This is a genomic window from Inhella crocodyli, from assembly GCF_004004565.1.
Lineage (GTDB): Bacteria > Pseudomonadota > Gammaproteobacteria > Burkholderiales > Burkholderiaceae_C > Inhella > Inhella crocodyli.
This window is the reverse complement of the sequence record NZ_SACM01000001.1, coordinates 1,008,476-1,024,800: the sequence shown is the minus strand read 5'-3', so window position 1 is coordinate 1,024,800 and position 16,325 is coordinate 1,008,476. Positions and strand designations below refer to the sequence as shown.

At 66.1% G+C, this 16,325-nt stretch carries 13 protein-coding genes and 1 tRNA gene; 11 read left to right on the top strand and 3 right to left on the bottom strand.

Going from position 1 to position 16,325, the window contains the following annotated elements; genetic code table 11:
* The first annotated feature begins 1 nt into the window (after position 1).
* Positions 2 to 93, top strand: a tRNA-Leu gene (locus EOD73_RS04725).
* A gap of 6 nt (positions 94 to 99) precedes the next feature.
* Here the strand turns inward: EOD73_RS04725 and murI are convergent.
* The gene (murI, locus tag EOD73_RS04720) at positions 100 to 885 is read right to left on the bottom strand and encodes a glutamate racemase (protein ID WP_127681338.1); all 786 of its coding nucleotides are present in this window, start codon (positions 883 to 885) and stop codon (positions 100 to 102) included.
* Between the two features lie 124 nt (positions 886 to 1,009).
* Between murI and EOD73_RS04715 the strand changes: the two genes are divergently transcribed.
* The 6 genes from EOD73_RS04715 to EOD73_RS17705 all read left to right on the top strand — a co-directional run bounded on the left by EOD73_RS04715 (position 1,010) and on the right by EOD73_RS17705 (position 8,740).
* Positions 1,010 to 1,759, top strand: coding sequence for an electron transfer flavoprotein subunit beta/FixA family protein (locus tag EOD73_RS04715; protein WP_127681336.1), 750 nt, complete (start codon positions 1,010 to 1,012; stop codon positions 1,757 to 1,759).
* A 1-nt stretch (position 1,760) separates the two neighbouring features.
* Positions 1,761 to 2,690 carry an electron transfer flavoprotein subunit alpha/FixB family protein gene (locus EOD73_RS04710; RefSeq protein ID WP_127681334.1) on the top strand — a complete coding sequence of 310 codons (930 nt, stop codon included), beginning with the start codon at positions 1,761 to 1,763 and terminating at the stop codon, positions 2,688 to 2,690.
* A 74-nt stretch (positions 2,691 to 2,764) separates the two neighbouring features.
* On the top strand, positions 2,765 to 4,546 hold the full coding sequence (locus EOD73_RS04705; RefSeq protein ID WP_127681332.1) for an acyl-CoA dehydrogenase: 1,782 nt from the start codon (positions 2,765 to 2,767) through the stop codon (positions 4,544 to 4,546).
* Positions 4,546 to 5,499 carry an NAD(P)H-dependent flavin oxidoreductase gene (locus EOD73_RS04700; protein WP_205702408.1) on the top strand — a complete coding sequence of 318 codons (954 nt, stop codon included), beginning with the start codon at positions 4,546 to 4,548 and terminating at the stop codon, positions 5,497 to 5,499. Before EOD73_RS04705 ends, EOD73_RS04700 begins: the two co-directional genes overlap by 1 nt.
* 111 nt (positions 5,500 to 5,610) lie before the next feature.
* Positions 5,611 to 7,035 (top strand): oxygenase MpaB family protein, encoded by a 1,425-nt coding sequence (locus EOD73_RS04695; RefSeq protein ID WP_127681330.1) that lies wholly within the window; start codon positions 5,611 to 5,613, stop codon positions 7,033 to 7,035.
* The gene (locus EOD73_RS17705) at positions 7,019 to 8,740 is read left to right on the top strand and encodes a diguanylate cyclase (protein WP_127681328.1); all 1,722 of its coding nucleotides are present in this window, start codon (positions 7,019 to 7,021) and stop codon (positions 8,738 to 8,740) included. Before EOD73_RS04695 ends, EOD73_RS17705 begins: the two co-directional genes overlap by 17 nt.
* A 73-nt stretch (positions 8,741 to 8,813) precedes the next feature.
* Here EOD73_RS17705 and EOD73_RS04685 read toward each other — a convergent pair whose 3' ends face one another.
* The gene (locus EOD73_RS04685; protein ID WP_127681326.1) at positions 8,814 to 9,251 is read right to left on the bottom strand and encodes a hypothetical protein; all 438 of its coding nucleotides are present in this window, start codon (positions 9,249 to 9,251) and stop codon (positions 8,814 to 8,816) included.
* Between the two features lie 74 nt (positions 9,252 to 9,325).
* Positions 9,326 to 12,157: a phosphoenolpyruvate carboxylase gene (gene ppc, locus EOD73_RS04680; RefSeq protein ID WP_127681324.1), complete on the bottom strand. Its 2,832-nt coding sequence runs from the start codon at positions 12,155 to 12,157 to the stop codon at positions 9,326 to 9,328.
* 118 nt (positions 12,158 to 12,275) lie between these two features.
* Between ppc and hemC the strand changes: the two genes are divergently transcribed.
* Genes hemC through EOD73_RS04660 form a run of 4 tightly spaced genes read left to right on the top strand, consistent with a single transcriptional unit; the run spans position 12,276 to position 16,299 of the window.
* Positions 12,276 to 13,193: a hydroxymethylbilane synthase gene (gene hemC / locus EOD73_RS04675; RefSeq protein ID WP_127681322.1), complete on the top strand. Its 918-nt coding sequence runs from the start codon at positions 12,276 to 12,278 to the stop codon at positions 13,191 to 13,193.
* The gene (locus EOD73_RS17990) at positions 13,171 to 13,980 is read left to right on the top strand and encodes a uroporphyrinogen-III synthase (protein WP_127681320.1); all 810 of its coding nucleotides are present in this window, start codon (positions 13,171 to 13,173) and stop codon (positions 13,978 to 13,980) included. Before hemC ends, EOD73_RS17990 begins: the two co-directional genes overlap by 23 nt.
* 10 nt (positions 13,981 to 13,990) lie before the next feature.
* Positions 13,991 to 15,058: a uroporphyrinogen-III C-methyltransferase gene (locus EOD73_RS04665; RefSeq protein WP_240660593.1), complete on the top strand. Its 1,068-nt coding sequence runs from the start codon at positions 13,991 to 13,993 to the stop codon at positions 15,056 to 15,058.
* A gap of 2 nt (positions 15,059 to 15,060) precedes the next feature.
* Positions 15,061 to 16,299: a heme biosynthesis HemY N-terminal domain-containing protein gene (locus tag EOD73_RS04660; protein WP_127681318.1), complete on the top strand. Its 1,239-nt coding sequence runs from the start codon at positions 15,061 to 15,063 to the stop codon at positions 16,297 to 16,299.
* The last annotated feature ends 26 nt before the right edge of the window (positions 16,300 to 16,325 follow it).

Sequence of the window (16,325 nt, the reverse complement as noted above, 5' to 3'; positions counted from 1 at the left end):
CGCCCGGGTGGCGAAATCGGTAGACGCAGCGGACTTAAACTCCGCCGGTTCCTGAAAAGGGCCGTACGGGTTCGAGTCCCGTCCCGGGCACCAGGGCGCTCAGGCTGCTCCGGCCATCGACAGGGCGAACGACTCCCAGCCCAGCGCACGACGTGCCAGGCCCCCCAGGTTCTCAAGGCCTCCCGTGCTTTGCAGCCAAATGCGACCGCTGTCGATGTGGGTGGGTTGCGCATTCCACAGGCGCTGGGCTTGCATTGCCACCGCGTCCTCCACCTCCACCACGTGGACGTCCGGGCCCAGGGCCTCAGCCCAGAGGGGGCGGATGAGGGGGTAGTGTGTGCAGCCCAAAAGGACGGTGTCGGCTTGCGCGGCCTTCAATGGGGCCACGTGCTGGGCCACGAGCTGGCGCAGCGCCTGGCTGTCCAAGTCCCCCCGCTCGATGTGGCTCACCACGCCTGCCGCCGCCACCGCGGTCACTTCGCGACCTTCCGCATGGCGGCTCAGCAGGGCTTGAAATCGCGCGCTGTTGACGGTGCTGGTTGTGGCCAACACGCCGATTCGGCCACCTGCGCTCCGCGCCACCGCCGGTTTGATGCCGGGCTCGATGCCCACGATGGGTACCGTGGGATGCGCCGCGCGCAGGGCGTCGGCCGCGTGGGCCGTGGCGGTGTTGCAGGCCACGACGATCAAGGTGGCGCCTTGCCCGATCAAACGCTGAGCAAGGGCCAAGCTGCGCTCGCGGATGAACTCAGGGCTGCGTTCGCCGTACGGCGCGTGTGCGCTGTCGGCCACGTAATGCAGTGGCACACGGGGCAGCGCACGGCGCAAGGCGGCCAAGACGGTCAGTCCGCCGACGCCGGAATCGAACACCCCAATGCACGCCATCCAACATCCTTCACAAAAAATAGAACGACCGTTCTATTTTGGCCCCTCGTTTGCCCCTTTCGCCCTATGAGGAAGCAGGGCGACCCCTAGAATGATTTCAGTCAGTTTCACGAAGGAGCGCGTGATGAAAGTCTTGGTGCCCGTCAAGCGGGTGGTGGATTACAACGTGAAGGTGCGGGTCAAGGCCGACGGCACGGGCGTGGATATCGCCAACGTGAAGATGTCGATGAACCCGTTCGACGAAATCGCGGTGGAAGAAGCCGTGCGCCTGAAGGAGAAGGGCGTCGTCACCGAGATCGTGGCGGTGTCTTGCGGCGTGACGCAGTGCCAGGAAACCCTGCGCACCGCGATGGCCATTGGCGCTGACCGCGCCATCCTCGTCGAGACCGATGCTGAATTGCAGCCGCTGGCCGTGGCGAAGCTCCTCAAAGCCTTGGTTGAGAAGGAGCAGCCGCAGTTGGTGATCCTGGGCAAGCAAGCGATCGACGACGACTGCAACCAAACGGGCCAGATGTTGGCCGCGCTGACCGGCATGCCGCAGGGCACCTTTGCCAGCAAGGTCGAAGCCGTGGACGGCGGTGTGGCCGTCACGCGCGAGGTCGATGGTGGCCTGGAGACCGTGAAGCTCGGCCTGCCGGCGGTGATCACCACGGACCTGCGCTTGAACGAGCCGCGCTACGTCACGCTGCCCAACATCATGAAGGCGAAGAAAAAGACGCTCGATGTCGTCAAGCCCGCCGATCTGGGCGTGGACGTGACGCCTCGCATCAAGACCCTGAAAGTGACCGAGCCTGCCAAACGAAGCGCCGGCATCAAGGTGCCCGATGTGGCCACGTTGGTGGGCAAGCTGAAGAACGAAGCGAAGGTGATTTGAAATGGCTGTCCTCGTCATTGCTGAACACGACCATGGCTCCCTGAAGGGGGCGACCCTGAACACGATCACGGCCGGCCTGGCCTGTGGGGGTGACGTGCACGTGCTGGTGGCTGGCCACAACGCTGGTGCCGCCGCCTCTGCGGCATCGCAAGTGGCTGGCGTGGCCAAGGTGCTGCACGCCGATGGAGCGTCGCTGGCCGAAGGACTGGCCGAGAACGTGGCCGCCCAAGTGCTGGCCATCGCCAGTGGTTACAGCCACATCTTGTTCCCGGCGACGGCTGGGGGCAAGAACGTCGCGCCGCGCGTGGCGGCTTTGCTGGATGTGGCCCAGGTCACGGACATCACCAAGGTGTTGAGCCCGGATACGTTCGAGCGTCCGATCTATGCCGGTAATGCGATTGCCACGGTGCAAGCGACGGATGCCGTCAAGGTCATCACCGTGCGCACCACGGGCTTCGACGCCGCGGCCCAGGGCGGCAGCGCACCGGTCGAAGCGGTGAGCGCCGTGGCCGACTCTGGCAAGAGCAGCTTTGTGGGCCGCGAGACCACGAAGAGCGATCGCCCTGAACTCACGGCCGCGAAGATCATCGTGTCGGGCGGTCGCGCGCTGGGCTCGAGCGACAAGTTCAACGAGGTGCTGACGCCCCTGGCCGACAAGCTGGGCGCTGCGCTGGGGGCCAGCCGAGCCGCGGTGGACGCGGGCTACGCCCCGAACGATTGGCAAGTGGGCCAGACGGGCAAGATCGTGGCGCCGCAGCTCTACATCGCTGCGGGTATTTCGGGCGCCATCCAGCACCTGGCCGGCATGAAGGACTCCAAGGTGATCGTTGCGATCAACAAGGACCCGGAGGCCCCGATCTTCAGCGTGGCCGACTACGGCCTGGAAGCCGATCTGTTCGCGGCCGTGCCCGAGCTGGTCAGCAGCCTCTGATCGCCTGAACCTGCATCCCTGAGGGCGCCGCCACAGCTTTGTGCCGGCGCCCTTTTTCATTCTCGGAGACCCCCATGAGCTACACCGCCCCCGTCAAGGACATGCTGTTCAACATGGCGCACCTCGCGCAGTTGGACGGTCTCACGCACGACGTGCCTGCCTTTGCCGACCACGGCTTGGACACGGCGCAGGCCGTGCTGGAAGAGTGCGCCAAACTGACCGAACAGGTCATTGCCCCGCTGAACTGGGAGGGCGACAAAAATCCGTCGAGCTGGCACGAAGGCGGCATCGTCAAGACGACGCCCGGATTCAAAGAAGCGTTCCGCCAATACGTGGAGGGCGGTTGGCAAGGTCTGGTGCACCCGGCCGACTTTGGCGGCCAAGGCTTTCCCAAGGTGATCGCCGCCGCGTGCCAAGAGATGGTCAACAGCGCCAACCTCAGCTTCGCCCTGTGCCCTTTGCTGACCGACGGTGCGATCGAAGCCCTGCTGACGGCCGGCAGCGACGAGTTGAAGAGCCGCTACATCCCCAAGATGATCGACGGCAGTTGGACGGGGTCGATGAACCTCACCGAACCGCAAGCCGGCTCCGACCTGAGCTTGGTGCGCACCCGCGCCGAGCCCCAGGGGGATGGCACTTACAAGGTGTTCGGCACCAAGATCTTCATCACCTACGGTGAGCACGACATGGCCGAAAACATCGTGCATTTGGTGCTGGCCCGGGTGCCGGGTGCGCCGGCGGGTGTCAAGGGCATCAGCTTGTTCGTGGTGCCCAAAGTGCTGGTCAACGCAGACGGCAGTCTGGGCGCGCGCAACGACGTGCACTGTGTGTCGATCGAGCACAAACTGGGGATCAAGGCCAGCCCGACGGCGGTGCTTCAGTTCGGCGATCACGGTGGGGCGATCGGTTATCTCGTCGGCGATGAGAACCGTGGGCTGGAGTACATGTTCATCATGATGAACGCGGCCCGCTACGGCGTGGGGGTGCAAGGTTTGGCCTTGGCCGAGCGGGCTTACCAGCAAGCCGTTGGCTACGCCCGTGATCGGGTGCAAAGCCGCCCGGTGGACGGGTCGCTGCCAGGGGCCGCGCCGATCATTCACCACCCCGACGTTCGCCGCATGCTGATGACCATGCGCGCCCTGACCGAAGGTTGCCGGGCCATGGCCACTATGGCGGCGGGCGCCTACGACCGCGGCCATGCCCAAGGAGATGCCGCGCAGCAAGCTTTGTACGAATTCCTGGTGCCCCTGGTGAAGGGGTACAGCACGGAGATCAGCCATGAGGTCACGTCTTTGGGCGTCCAAGTCCATGGCGGGATGGGCTTCATCGAAGAAACCGGTGCTGCGCAGCATTACCGCGACGCCAAGATCCTGACCATCTACGAAGGCACCACCGCGATCCAGGCCAACGACCTCGTCGGCCGCAAGACGCTGCGCGACGGTGGCCAATTCGCCCGTGGTCTGGCGACCTTGGTGGAGGCGACCGAGGCCGAGTTGGCGCAAGGCTCGACGGCGGCCCATGCCGTTCGCGCCAATTTGAGTCACGCGCGCCAAGCCTACGAGGCCGTGGTCGACTACTTGGCGGCCACTGGCAAGGGCAATTTGAACGCGGTGTTCGCCGGTTCTGTGCCCTACCTGATGTTGGCAGGCAACCTCGTGGCCGGCTGGTGCCTCGCACGGGGCCTGCTGGCTGCAGAGAAGGCGATTGCGGCGGGCGAGGACCTGGCCTTCATGCAGGCCAAGGTCACCACCGCCCGTTTCTACGCCGAGCACATCCTGCCGCGCACCGCGGCCTTGCGCGATGCCGTGCTCAATGGTGCCGAGAGTGCCCTGGCCTTGCCGCTGGAGGCCTTCTGATGGCCTTGCCGCCGATCCTTCGAGGCCTGCGCCTTCCGGTGGTGGCCTCGCCGATGTTCATTTTGAGCACGCCAAAGTTGGTCATTGCGCAATGCACGTCCGGTGTGGTGGGCTCCATGCCGGCCTTGAACGCGCGTCCGGCTGAGTTGCTCGACGAGTGGTTGGCCGAAATCACCGAGGGCATCGCGGCCCACAACCGGGCCCACCCGGACCGCCCGGCTGCGCCCTATGCCATCAACCAGATCGTGCACAAGAGCAACGACCGCCTGGAACACGACATGGCGGTGTGTGCCAAGTACAAAGTGCCCATCGTGATCACGTCCTTGGGGGCGCGAGAAGACATCAACCAGGCCGTGCACGCCTGGGGTGGCATCGTGCTTCACGACGTCATCAACAACACCTTTGCGCACAAGGCGATCGACAAGGGGGCCGACGGCCTGATCGCGGTAGCGACGGGGGCGGGTGGGCATGCTGGCGTGAAGAACCCGATCGCCCTGATCGCCGAAATCCGCGAATGGTTCCAAGGGCCGCTGTTGTTGTCGGGCGCGATCGGCACGGGCGATGGCATCCTGGCCGCCCAGGCCATGGGTGCCGATTTGGCGTACATCGGCTCGGCCTTCATCGCGACCGAGGAAGCCCGTGCGGCGCAGGACTACAAGGACATGGTGGTGGCGTCGACGAGCGACGACATCGTCTACACCAACCTCTTCACTGGGGTGCACGGCAATTACCTGCGAGGCTCCATCCTGAAGGCCGGACTGGACCCCGATCACTTGCCAGAAAGTGACCCCAGCAAGATGAATTTTGGAGGCAATGCCGCGGCCAAGGCTTGGAAGGACATCTGGGGTTGCGGCCAAGGCATCGGAGCCGTGAAGGCGGTGCTGCCCACGTCCCAGTTGGTGGCCCGCCTGGCCGCCGAGTACGCCGCTGCTCGCCAACGTTTGGCCGTTTGATCCGCCCCCAGGGCAGACCCCCAGGTCGATGGCGCGCGGGTCTTTTCATAATCCAGCGCTCTGCGCGTGGATGCCTGTGTGGTGGCCAGCGCCCAATGTGCTGGCCGTGACATGACCCAATTGCCCGACGACGCTGCGCTCGATCGCGCACGCTTCGAAGCCGATCCCGTTGCCGACGCCGCCATTGAGCGGCTGCTGGCGCCCTGTTGGCGGGACGCCAGCGATGTCGATCTGCCGGTGGCGTCGGCCTTGACGTCGCTCCAGCGGCGTGTCGCCGAGATCAATGCCGCGGTGAGTTCTTGGTGCACCAACGCGGATGTAGCGCATTGGCAGGCGCCCGCTGGCACGCCGGAGGCGGTGGCCGAGGTGCTGGGCGAGTACCTGCTGCAGACGCAGGCGCTGCCGTCCTGGGCGCGGCCCGAACTCATCGAGCGAGCTGAGGCCTTGTTCTTCGAGGAAGGCGCGCTGTCCTGCTTGCTGCTCTTCTGCGCCAGCTTGCCCGAGTGCTACGTGGTGCCTGACTTGGCCGAGGTTCTGCACACCACGGGCCAATTGGAGGCCCGCACCGAGCACCGCATTCGCGCCACGGCGGCCATGATCTTCCCGGTCATGATGCGCGGAGGCCTGGTGTCACCCACGGGGTCGGGTCGGGCGCAGGTGCTGAAAGTGCGCTTGATCCATGCCATGGTGCGGCACTTGATCTTGCGGGGGGCGCCCGCCGGTGCTCGGTCGCGCGAGTTGCAACCCATGGCCTTCCAGGAACTTGCACTGGACCCCTCGCAAAGCTTCGTGGCGAGTTTGGTGGGACGTGGCTGGCCGAATCGGGCCCTGGGGCTGCCCTGCAACCAGGAAGAATTGGCCTACACGCTGCTGACCTTCGGCTACGTCATCCTCCGCGGACTTCACAGCTTGGGGGTGCCTCACCGCCCGGCCGATGAGGCGGCCGTCTTGCATGCCTGGAACGTGATGGGCGCCTTGGTCGGGGTTCAACCCGGCTTGATGGCGCAAGGGATGGACGACGCCCAGGCCCTGTTTGCCCTGCTGCAGCAACGAGGTCGACGTCAGTCGTCGGTGGCCCCCGATCCCCGTGGGCCCTTGGGCCGCGCGTTGATGGCGTGCATGGCCCGTGTCATTCCTTGGCGGGTGGCCAAGCCGTGGCCCGTGTTGATGACGCGACGCTTGTGCGGTTCGCGCAGCGCGGCCGACATCGGCCTGGGGCAGGAGTTTCCCGTTCCGCTCAGTTCCCGATGGACCTTCGCTGCGGCGCTCATGCTGGCGCGTGGCCTCGATGTCCTCGGCCGCTGGTTCCGGCCGGACTTTTCCTTGTCCCGCATGGTCGGCAGGGTGCTGGGGTACCACCTCTTGAGTGGCCTCTTGATGGACCAAACCCGGCCCCTGCGCCTGCCCGATGGGGTGCTGCAGCAAATGCATGGCACCGTGGGCGCCTGGGGGCACGACGTCCGCGCGCCGGCGTGGGTGAACGCGCTCGAAGACCAATTCACGGTGCCTGGGGCCTGGCATGCGACGCGTACTTGAGCTTGCATGCGTTCTGGCCTTGTGGCTCCTGGGGGCCTGGGCGCCTGCCAAGGCCGCGGGGCTGACCTTGGACGACCAGCATCGCGAGGTCAACGTGTGGTCGGCCGTGACGGTCCTGAGCGATCCAGGCAAAAGCATGACCGTGGCCGAGGCCAGGCAGCGCGTAGCAGAGTTCACCGTGCCGACCACGGCGGCATCGACCCTTGGCCACCGCCGTGATGCGGTGTGGATGCGGGTGCCCTTGGCGGTGTCTGCGGCCTCGGACGGGCGCTGGGTCTTCGACGTGGACTACGCCGTCCTCAATCGCATGGACGTCTACGTCATCAGTGCTGAAGGGCAGGTGCTCCAGCAGGCACGCCTGGGCAACACCCAACTGGCCGCCGACCGCCCCATGCCGAGCCGCTCCCACGCGGTGGAGTTGCAACTGCGGCCCGGTCAGTCGCACGAGTTGTGGCTTCGCGTTGAAACCTTGGGCGGGATGATCGTGCCAATGACGCTCAGCAAGGAGTCGGTGTTTTTGGCCCGAGCCCTGCGGGAGCAAATGCTGCAGGGCCTGCTGGTGGGGTTGGGCGTTTGCCTGATTTGCTACAGCTTGGCCCAGTGGCTGACCCTGAGGGAGGCGCTGCTCATCAAGTACGCCGTTCTCATTGGGGGCGGCGTGATGTTCTCGATCGTTCAGTTCGGCATCGGGGCGCAGTACCTGTGGACCGACGTGTTTTGGTTCGAGTTGCACCTGGCTGGCTTGGCAGCCTTGATGGCCTCGGCGGGCACGTTCCTGTTCGTCGAAGAGGTCTTGCGCGAGCCGGAGCAGCACCGCTGGTTTAGCCCGGTCATGAAGGGCGGGGCGGCCTTCTTGGCCTTGGTCGGTTGGGCCTATGCCGTGGGTTGGGTCGACGTTCACGTGGTCAGCAAGGTCATCGGCACCGTCGGGCTGGCGCCCGCCTTGATGGGCTTGCCCGGGGCCGTGCGACGGGCTCGCCGGGGCGACAGCGTGGGCTGGTACTTCATCGTGGCCTGGCTGGGCTACTTCATCACCACCACGATCATGGTGCTGGTGATCCGAGGCGTTGTGCCCGCGAATGCTTGGACCTTGCATTCGTTCCAGATCGGCACGACGCTGGACATGCTGCTTTTCTTGCGCGTGCTCGCGCTTCGGTTGAACGCGGTGCACGAGCAGGCGCTGCGAGCGGCCCACGAACGCGACCATGCCTTGAGCATGGCCGCCACCGACGCATTGACGGGATTGCCCAACCGCCGGGGGCTGCAGGCTGCATTGAGCGAGTCTTTGCCAGTGGGCCAAGCTGCACCCATCACCGCCGTGTACCTGATCGATCTTGACGGCTTCAAGCCCGTCAATGACGAGTTTGGCCACGAGGTCGGGGATCGCCTGCTGGTCGCGGTGTCCGCGCGCTTGCGCGAGCTCTTGCGCGTGGCCGACATCGTGGCCCGCTTGGGGGGGGATGAGTTCGTGGTCTTGGCCAAAGGCTTGGCCAATGAGCAGCACGCCCAAAGATTGGGCGAGGAGTTGCTAGCGACCTTTCAGCTGCCCTACGACCTAGAGGGGCTGAGTGTGCGGGTCGGTGCCACCATCGGGTATGCGCTGGCGCCCCTGGACGGCAGCGACCCCAACCACCTTCTGCAACGCGCCGATGCAGCCATGTACGAAGGCAAGCGGCGCGGCAAGCAGCGCCTCACCCGGCTTTGACCCCTCAGCGCACCCTGGGACCTTGATCCAGGGTGGTCCGCATTGCCAGCGGCCCACCGGCATCACGCGAGGCTCAGTCGTGGCCCTTGCCGTGCCCTTTGCCCGATTTGTCGTGGCCATGTCCGCGGCCACCGCGACGTTCGTTGCCCTCATCCCGGTCGTCCCAGCCGTCGCGATCGCGTCGGCCGCCCTGCGCCACGTGGTCCTGGTACCAACGCTCTTGGACGAAGTACACCGGCACCCCGCAGGCGTTGTAGCGCCCGCAGTGCTTGTGCCAGTTCTTCTGGTGCCCGGGCGGCACCCAGAGGTACACGGGCTCGAGAACGCGTGGCCCCCGTTGGACGATCACCGGCTGGGTTTGGACCAGCACAGGCTGGGGGTATCGCCCGATGTCGATCCGGCCGTAGACGCCCGGTTGGCTGATGGAGATCGAGACGCCCACGTCGGTGGCGTGGACGGAACTGACGAGTGCCATCAGCAAGCTGGCGGCGGCCATGGGGAGTGATTTCATGGGCGAGGGGCCGCCGAGGTGGCGGCGCTAACAAAGTGAGAGCCAGCGTAACGCAGCAGGCCCCCCTTGCGTTGTCAACCTGTGTTTCGCAGGCCAGCCGCCACCCCGTTGATGGAGAGGTGGATGCCCCGCTGTAGCCGTTCCACCTTGTCGGGGTCTTGCCGGTCCGCAGGTGGCATGGCCCGGTAGCGACGCATCAACTCCACCTGCAGGTGGTTCAGGGGTTCGATGTAGGGGAAGCGATGCGCAATGGAGCGAGCCAGAGCCGCGTTGCTGGCCAGTCGCTGCCGTTGGCCCGTGATGTCGGTCAAGGCCTGCTGCGTGGCGTCGTACTCCGCTTGAATGGCCGCAAAGATGCGCTTGCCCAGTTTCTTGTCTTCGACGAGATCGACGTACCGGGCGGCGAGTCCCAGGTCGGTTTTGGCCAGCACCATGTCCAAGTTCGACAGCAGCGTGCGGAAGAACGGCCACTGCTTGTGCATCTTGCGCAGCAGGGCCAGACGCTTGCCGTGGGCAGGCGACTCGGGGTCGCCCAAGAAGTGTTGAACCGCCGACCCAAATCCGCACCAGCCGGGCAAGGCCACGCGGCTCTGGCCCCAGCTGAAGCCCCAAGGAATGGCGCGCAGGCCTTCGATGGCCTTGGCGCCACCGCCGCTGCCCGGGCGTTTGGCGGGCCGCGACCCGATGTTGAGTTCGGCGATTTCCCGGATGGGAGTCGCCGCGAAGAAGTAGTCGGCGAAGCCTGGGGTTTCGTAGACCAGGTGGCGGTAGGCCGCGAAGCTGGCATCCGACAGGGTTTGTGCCGCCTCCAAGAAGGGCTTGGGCGCCGCTTGGGTGGGGTGCAAGAGGCTGGCCTCCAGCGTGGCGGCCACCAAGGTTTCCAAGTTGCGGCGGCCGATGTCGGGGTTGGCGTACTTCGATGCGATGACCTCGCCCTGCTCGGTCAGCCGGATTTGGCCGTTGACGGTACCCGGAGGTTGGGCCAGGATGGCTTGGTAGCTGGGGCCACCTCCCCGTCCCACCGTGCCGCCACGGCCGTGGAACAAGCGCAAGGTGGGGCCACCCTGCCGGGCCCGAAGGCCGTCGAACAGCGCGACCAAGGCCAACTCGGCCCGGTACAGCTCCCAGTTGCTGGTGAAGACGCCGCCGTCTTTGTTGCTGTCGCTGTAGCCGAGCATGATGTCCTGCTCGTTGCCACTGTCGCGCACCATGTCGGCGATGCCCGGCAGGGCATAGAAGGCCTCCATGATGGCGGCCGCCTCGCGCAGGTCTCCGATGGTTTCGAACAGCGGACTGACGATGAGGCTGCAACGGGCGCCCAAGCCCAGGCTTCCCGTGAGCAAGCCGGCTTCTTTGGCCAGGATCAGCACTTCGAGCAGGTCGCTCACGGACTCTGTGTGCGAAATGATGTAGTGACGGATGGCCTCGCGTCCGTAGCGCTGCAGCGCTTCTTGTGCCGCCTCGAACACGGCCATCTCCCCGAGCGAGCGCTCGCTGTACTGAGCCCCCACCACGCGCAGCGGGCGGGCCTCTTGCAGCAGTCTCAGCAAGAGAGTGCGCTTGCCGGTTTCGTCCAGCTCGCTGTACGCGGGCTCAATCCGTGCCACGGCCAGCAGTTCCGCCACGACGGCTTCGTGCTGGTCGCTGCTTTGTCGCAGGTCCAGGGTGGCCAGGTGAAAGCCGAAGACTTGCACAGCACGCATCAAGGGTGCCAAACGCTGCCCAATCAGCGCCTGGGCGTGGTGCGATCGCAGGCTGGCCTCGATCGTGCGCAGGTCGGCAAGCAAGGCCTCGGGAGACGGGTAGGGGTCTTGGGGCGCGACGGCATGCCGAAGCGCTTCGGTGCCTGTCAAGTCGTGCAGCGTGGCCGCAAGGCGTGCATACATGCCCGTGAGCGCACGGCGGTACGGCTCGTCCATGCGGTGCGCGTTCTGATCGGGGCTGCGCTCTGCCAGTGCTTGCATCTCCGGGGTGATGGTGGTCAACCGGGCCGAGATGCTCAGCTCGGCCCCCAGTTCGTGCAGTTCCGTCAGGTAGTGCCGCAAGGCCACTTCGGCCTGCCGACGCAGTGCATGGCGCATGGTGGCGGCGCCGACATTGGGGTTGCCGTCGCGGTCTCCCCCGATCCAGTGACCCATGCGCAAGAAGGCAGGCAGTTCGGCGCCCTTCAAGGCGGGGAGGGCTTCTTCCAACTCGGCGTACAAGCGCGGGATCTCGCGCAGGAACGTGACCGGGTAATACGACAGCGCGTTCTCGATTTCGTCCGCCACGGTCAGCTTGCTGTAGCGGAGCATGCGGGTTTGCCAAAGCTGCGTGATCCTTGCCCGCAAAGCGTCCTCGTTGCGGCGCAGGTCGCGCTCCAAAACCAGGCCATCGCGTTCGGCAATCAGTTCCGCGACCGCGCGCTCGGCGTCCAAGATGCTCTTGCGCTGCACTTCGGTTGGGTGTGCCGTCAGAACGGGGGCGATGTGGGCGCGTTCAAGCAATTGCCCGATTTCAGCGGGGCGAACGCCGGCTTGGTGCAGCTGCTCCAGGCTGTAGGCCAAGGAACCGGCTTGGACATGCCCTTCGCGTTCGTGATGCTCGCGGCGGCGGACATGGTGGCGGTCTTCGGCGATGTTGGCCAAGTGCGAAAAGTAGCTGAAGGCCCGGATCACCATCACCGCTTGTTGGCTGGACAGGCCCTTGAGCAGTTTGTCGATTTGCTTGCCGGCCGCGGCGTCTTGCCCCCGCTTCCAGGCCACCGACAGTTGACGGATTCGCTCCACCAACTCGAACGATTCGCGACCTTCTTGGTCGCGAATCACTTCGCCCAACAGACGGCCCAGCAGGCGAATGTCGTGGCGAAGCGGTTGCTCCTTGTCAGCGACAGGGGCGGGCGGCACTGGGGACTTGGCGCGGGGCATGGTTGGGGCTTGATCTGAGACAAACGCAGTGCCAATGTAACCGGGTTACATCTATTTGACGATTGAGTTTCGTCTCCGGCGTGGGGGCTGGCTTCGTGGGAAAGCTAGAGTGAGGCCCATGACGATGACCTTGAAGATTGCCACCCGCCAAAGCCGCTTGGCCCTGTGGCAAGCCGAACACGTGAAAGCCCGCCTGGAATCCGAACTTGGCGCCCGCGTCACCTTGCTGCCGTTGAGCACCCGCGGCGATGAGATCTTGGACCGCAGCCTGTCCAAGGTGGGGGGCAAAGGCCTGTTCGTCAAGGAGTTGGAGCTGGCGCTGGCCAGGGGCGAGGCGGATTTGGCGGTCCACTCCCTCAAGGACGTGCCGATGGACCTGCCAGACGGGTACGCCTTGGCTGCGGTGATGACTCGGGAAGATCCGCGCGATGCGTGGGTCAGTCCTGAGTTTGCGCGTCTGGAGGACCTTCCGTCGGGGGTGCGGGTTGGCACCAGCAGCCTGCGTCGGCAGGTGCAACTGCTGGCCCGACGTCCCGACCTCGACGTTCAGCCTTTGCGTGGCAACTTGGACACCCGCTTGCGAAAACTGGACGACGGGGAGTACGCCGGCATCGTGTTGGCCCGAGCCGGCCTGGTTCGATTGGGGTTGGCAAGCCGCGTGCGATCGGCGTTCGAGGTGGATGAGATGCTGCCTTGCGCTGGGCAGGGGGCGTTGGGGATCGAGGTGTTGGCGTCGCGCACCGATCTGATCTCCGCATTGGGGCCCTTGGTCGATCGAGCCACGTCGTGGGCCTGCGGGGCCGAGCGGGCGGTGTCGCGGGCGCTGGGGGGCAGCTGCAGCGTGCCACTGGCTGCCCACGCGCATTGGCAGGGCGAGCGATTGCATCTGCGCGCCGTGTTCGGCGCGCTGCTCCCCGCCGGTCCGCGCCTGTGGCAAGCGGAAGCCGACGCCGAGGTGAGCGGGCTGGACGGCGCGGAGTCTTTGGGCGAGACGGTGGCCCAACAACTGCGGGATGCCGGTGTCCCATTGGGCTGACAAGCCTCCCTTGGTGCTGACGCGGCCGGCAGCCCAACAAGCCGCTTGGCAAGAAGCGTTGACGGCCCTTGGAGTGACCGTCGTCGGCTGGCCCATGATCGACATTGCCCCGGCTCACGATCCCAAATCGTTGACCCGAGCCTGGCATCGCTTGCCGGACGTGGACCTCGTCTTCTTTGCCAGTCCCAATGCAGTGGCCGCGGTGATGGCGGCGTGCCCACCTGGGAAGGTTTGGCCCGAGCGGGCGTGGGCGGCATGCGTGGGCCCCGGCAGCGCCGAAGCGTTGAGGGCGGCTGGCGTCCCCTCGCACAAGGTCCTGTCGCCGCCATCCAATGGGGCACAGTTCGATTCGGAGGCCCTTTGGCCAATCCTGCAGCGGCTCGCGCCTTGGGCGGGCAAGGCGGTTTTGCTCCTGCGCGGGCAGGGCGGTCGCGAATGGTTGGCCGACCGCCTGCGGGCCGACGGAGCGTTCGTCGAGGCCGAAGCGGTCTACCAGCGGCAGTGCCCGCGGCCGAATGCGGAGCAAGCGGCAATCTTGCAAACTTTGATGGCGGCACAACCCGAACCCCTGTGGCTGCTCTCCAGCAGCGAGGCCGTCAGCCATTGGCAAACCTTGGCTGGGCCACTCCCGCCCCTGCCTGTGCTGGCGACGCACCCGCGCATTGCGGCAGCGGCGCGCGCTGCAGGCCTTCGCGTGACCGAGGTGTTGCCCACGGTTCAGGCCGTGGCCGACGCATGGCACCTCCACGTCGCGGTACCCCGCCAAGGCGGTCCTGCCGCTCCCTAGAATGCCCGCGATGCACCCTGAAGACCGCCCCGCCGACGCGCCCGAGTCGTCGACTTTCCTGTCCACTGGACGCGCCTGGTGGCCCAGCCTGGGCTTGGGGATGTTGGCCGTGATGGCCTTGGGATCCGGGGCACTGGCATGGCAGGCGCAGAATCGGCTCAATGCCTTGGAGCAGGAGTTGGTGCGCCGTCAGGCGACCAGTCAGGGCCTGGCCGAATCGGCCCAAGGGTCGGCAAAGCAAACGGAAGAGCAGGTCCGGGACTTGGCGGCCAAGTTGGCGCTGGCCGAGGCCAAGTTGGCCGAGGTTGCTCTGCAGCGCGGACAACTGGAGGACTTGCTCAGCGCGCTTTCGCGCTCGCGCGATGAGAACGTGGTCGGTGACCTCGAGGCCAGCCTGCGGGTGGCCAGCCAGCAAGCGGCCCTGGTGGGCAGCACCGAGCCGCTGTTGACGGCCCTGCGGCAGGGGGATGAGCGCTTGCAGCGCTACAAACAGCCCCGATTGGAAGGCGTCCGCCGGGCCTTGCTGCGCGACCTCGACCGCGTCAAGGCGGCCAGCACCGTGGACGCGGCGACGCTGGCCTTGCGTTTGGACGAGGTGTCTCGCCTCATCGACGATTTGCCCTTGTTGAATGAGCCCCAGCGCATTGCGCGAAGCCCGGTCAACCGGACGGCGGCGCCGGCCGCCGAGCCGAAAGACGCATGGGATCGTTGGCGCCACTGGCTGGGCGTCCGAGGGGATGAGGTCTGGGACGAGGTGAAAGGCTTGGTGCGCGTGACCCGCATCGAGCATCCGGACGCCATGCTCAAGACTCCGGAGCAATCGTTTTTCTTGCGCGAAAACCTGAAACTCAGGCTCCTCAATGCAAGGCTGGCTCTGTTGTCCCGGCAGTTCGAGACGGCCCGGGTGGACTTGGAGGCGGCCTTGCGCTTGGTCCAACGGCACGCTGATGTTCGCCAGCGGCGCGTGCAGACGGCGGTTGAATTGCTGACCCAGGTCTTGTTGCAGGCCAAGCCCCAGCCTTTGCCGAGGCCCGATGACAGCCTGGCTGCGCTGGCGGCGCTTGGCGCGGTGCGCTGACCATGCGCGGCGTGATTTGGCTGGTATTGCTGTTCACGGCGGCGGCTGTGGCGGCCCTCACGTTTGGGCGCAACGACGGCCTGGTCAGCCTGTTCTGGCAGGGATGGCGGGTGGACGTTTCGCTCAACCTCTTTCTGCTGGCGTTCCTGTTGCTGTGTGCGGCGGTGGTGGCCACGCTGCAGTCGCTCGATTCCCTGCTCAACCTGCCGAAACGCGCCAAGGCGTGGCGTTTGGCGCAGCGGGATCGTGGCGCACAACAACTGCTGCGCGAAGCCTTGGTGGCCCTATGGAGTGGCCGCTTTGCGCGAGCGCACAAGGCGGCCCAGCGACTGCTGGCGGTGCAGGCCAAGTCGCCCGAGTTGCGAGCAGACGGTGATGCGGTGGCCTTGGCGCACTTGTTGGCGGCCGAGGCGGCGCACCGATTGCAAGATCGGTCGCGCCGGCAACAGCATTGGGAATCGGCGCTCGGGGCTGGCGGGCCCCGGACCCACGAGGAGGCGGCAAGACTGATGGCGGCCGCCTGGGCTTTGGACGACCGGGAGGCGCCTCAAGCCTTGCGCCATTTGGAGGCATTGGGTCCTGGCGCGGGGCGACGCACCCAGGCCTTGCGTTTGCGCCTTCAAGCGTCGCGATTGGCAGGGCAATCGATGGAAGCCTTGAAGACCGCGCGGCTGCTGGCCAAGCACCAAGGGTTCTCGGCCACCGTGGCCAGCAGCTTGATGAGATCGTTGGCCTTCGAGGTCTTGGACGCTGCGCGCGATGCCGACCAGCTTCGTCAGGCTTGGTCGCAATTGGAAGGGGCGGATCGGCGCGATGTGTTGGTGGCCGTGCGGGCCGCCACCGCGATGGCACGCTGGGGTGCGGCGTCCGAGGCCCGTGCATGGCTGAAACCCTTGTGGGACGGATTGGCACAGCGCAGCGACGAGGAGCGCAAAACGCTGGCCATGGGGCTCTCGCAGTGCGTGGTGGGCATCGGCGCTGAGTGGTTGCCCAAGCTCGAAGCGGCCGTGGCCCAATGGCCCCGCGAGGCTTACCTCCAGTTGTGCCTGGGCTTGGCCTTGGCCGAGCTTCAACTTTGGGGCAAGGCACGGCAGCTTTTGGCCGCGGCAGGGGGCGATTCGCGTCTTTCGCCCGAGGACCGACGCCGCGCTTGGTTGCGCTTGGCGGACATGTCGATGGAAGCGGGCGACGGCACGCAACGGGCCGCCGATCTGGAGCAAGCAGCCAAGCTGTTGAGTTGAGCGCGGTGGTGGGCTGCTGTAGGTCC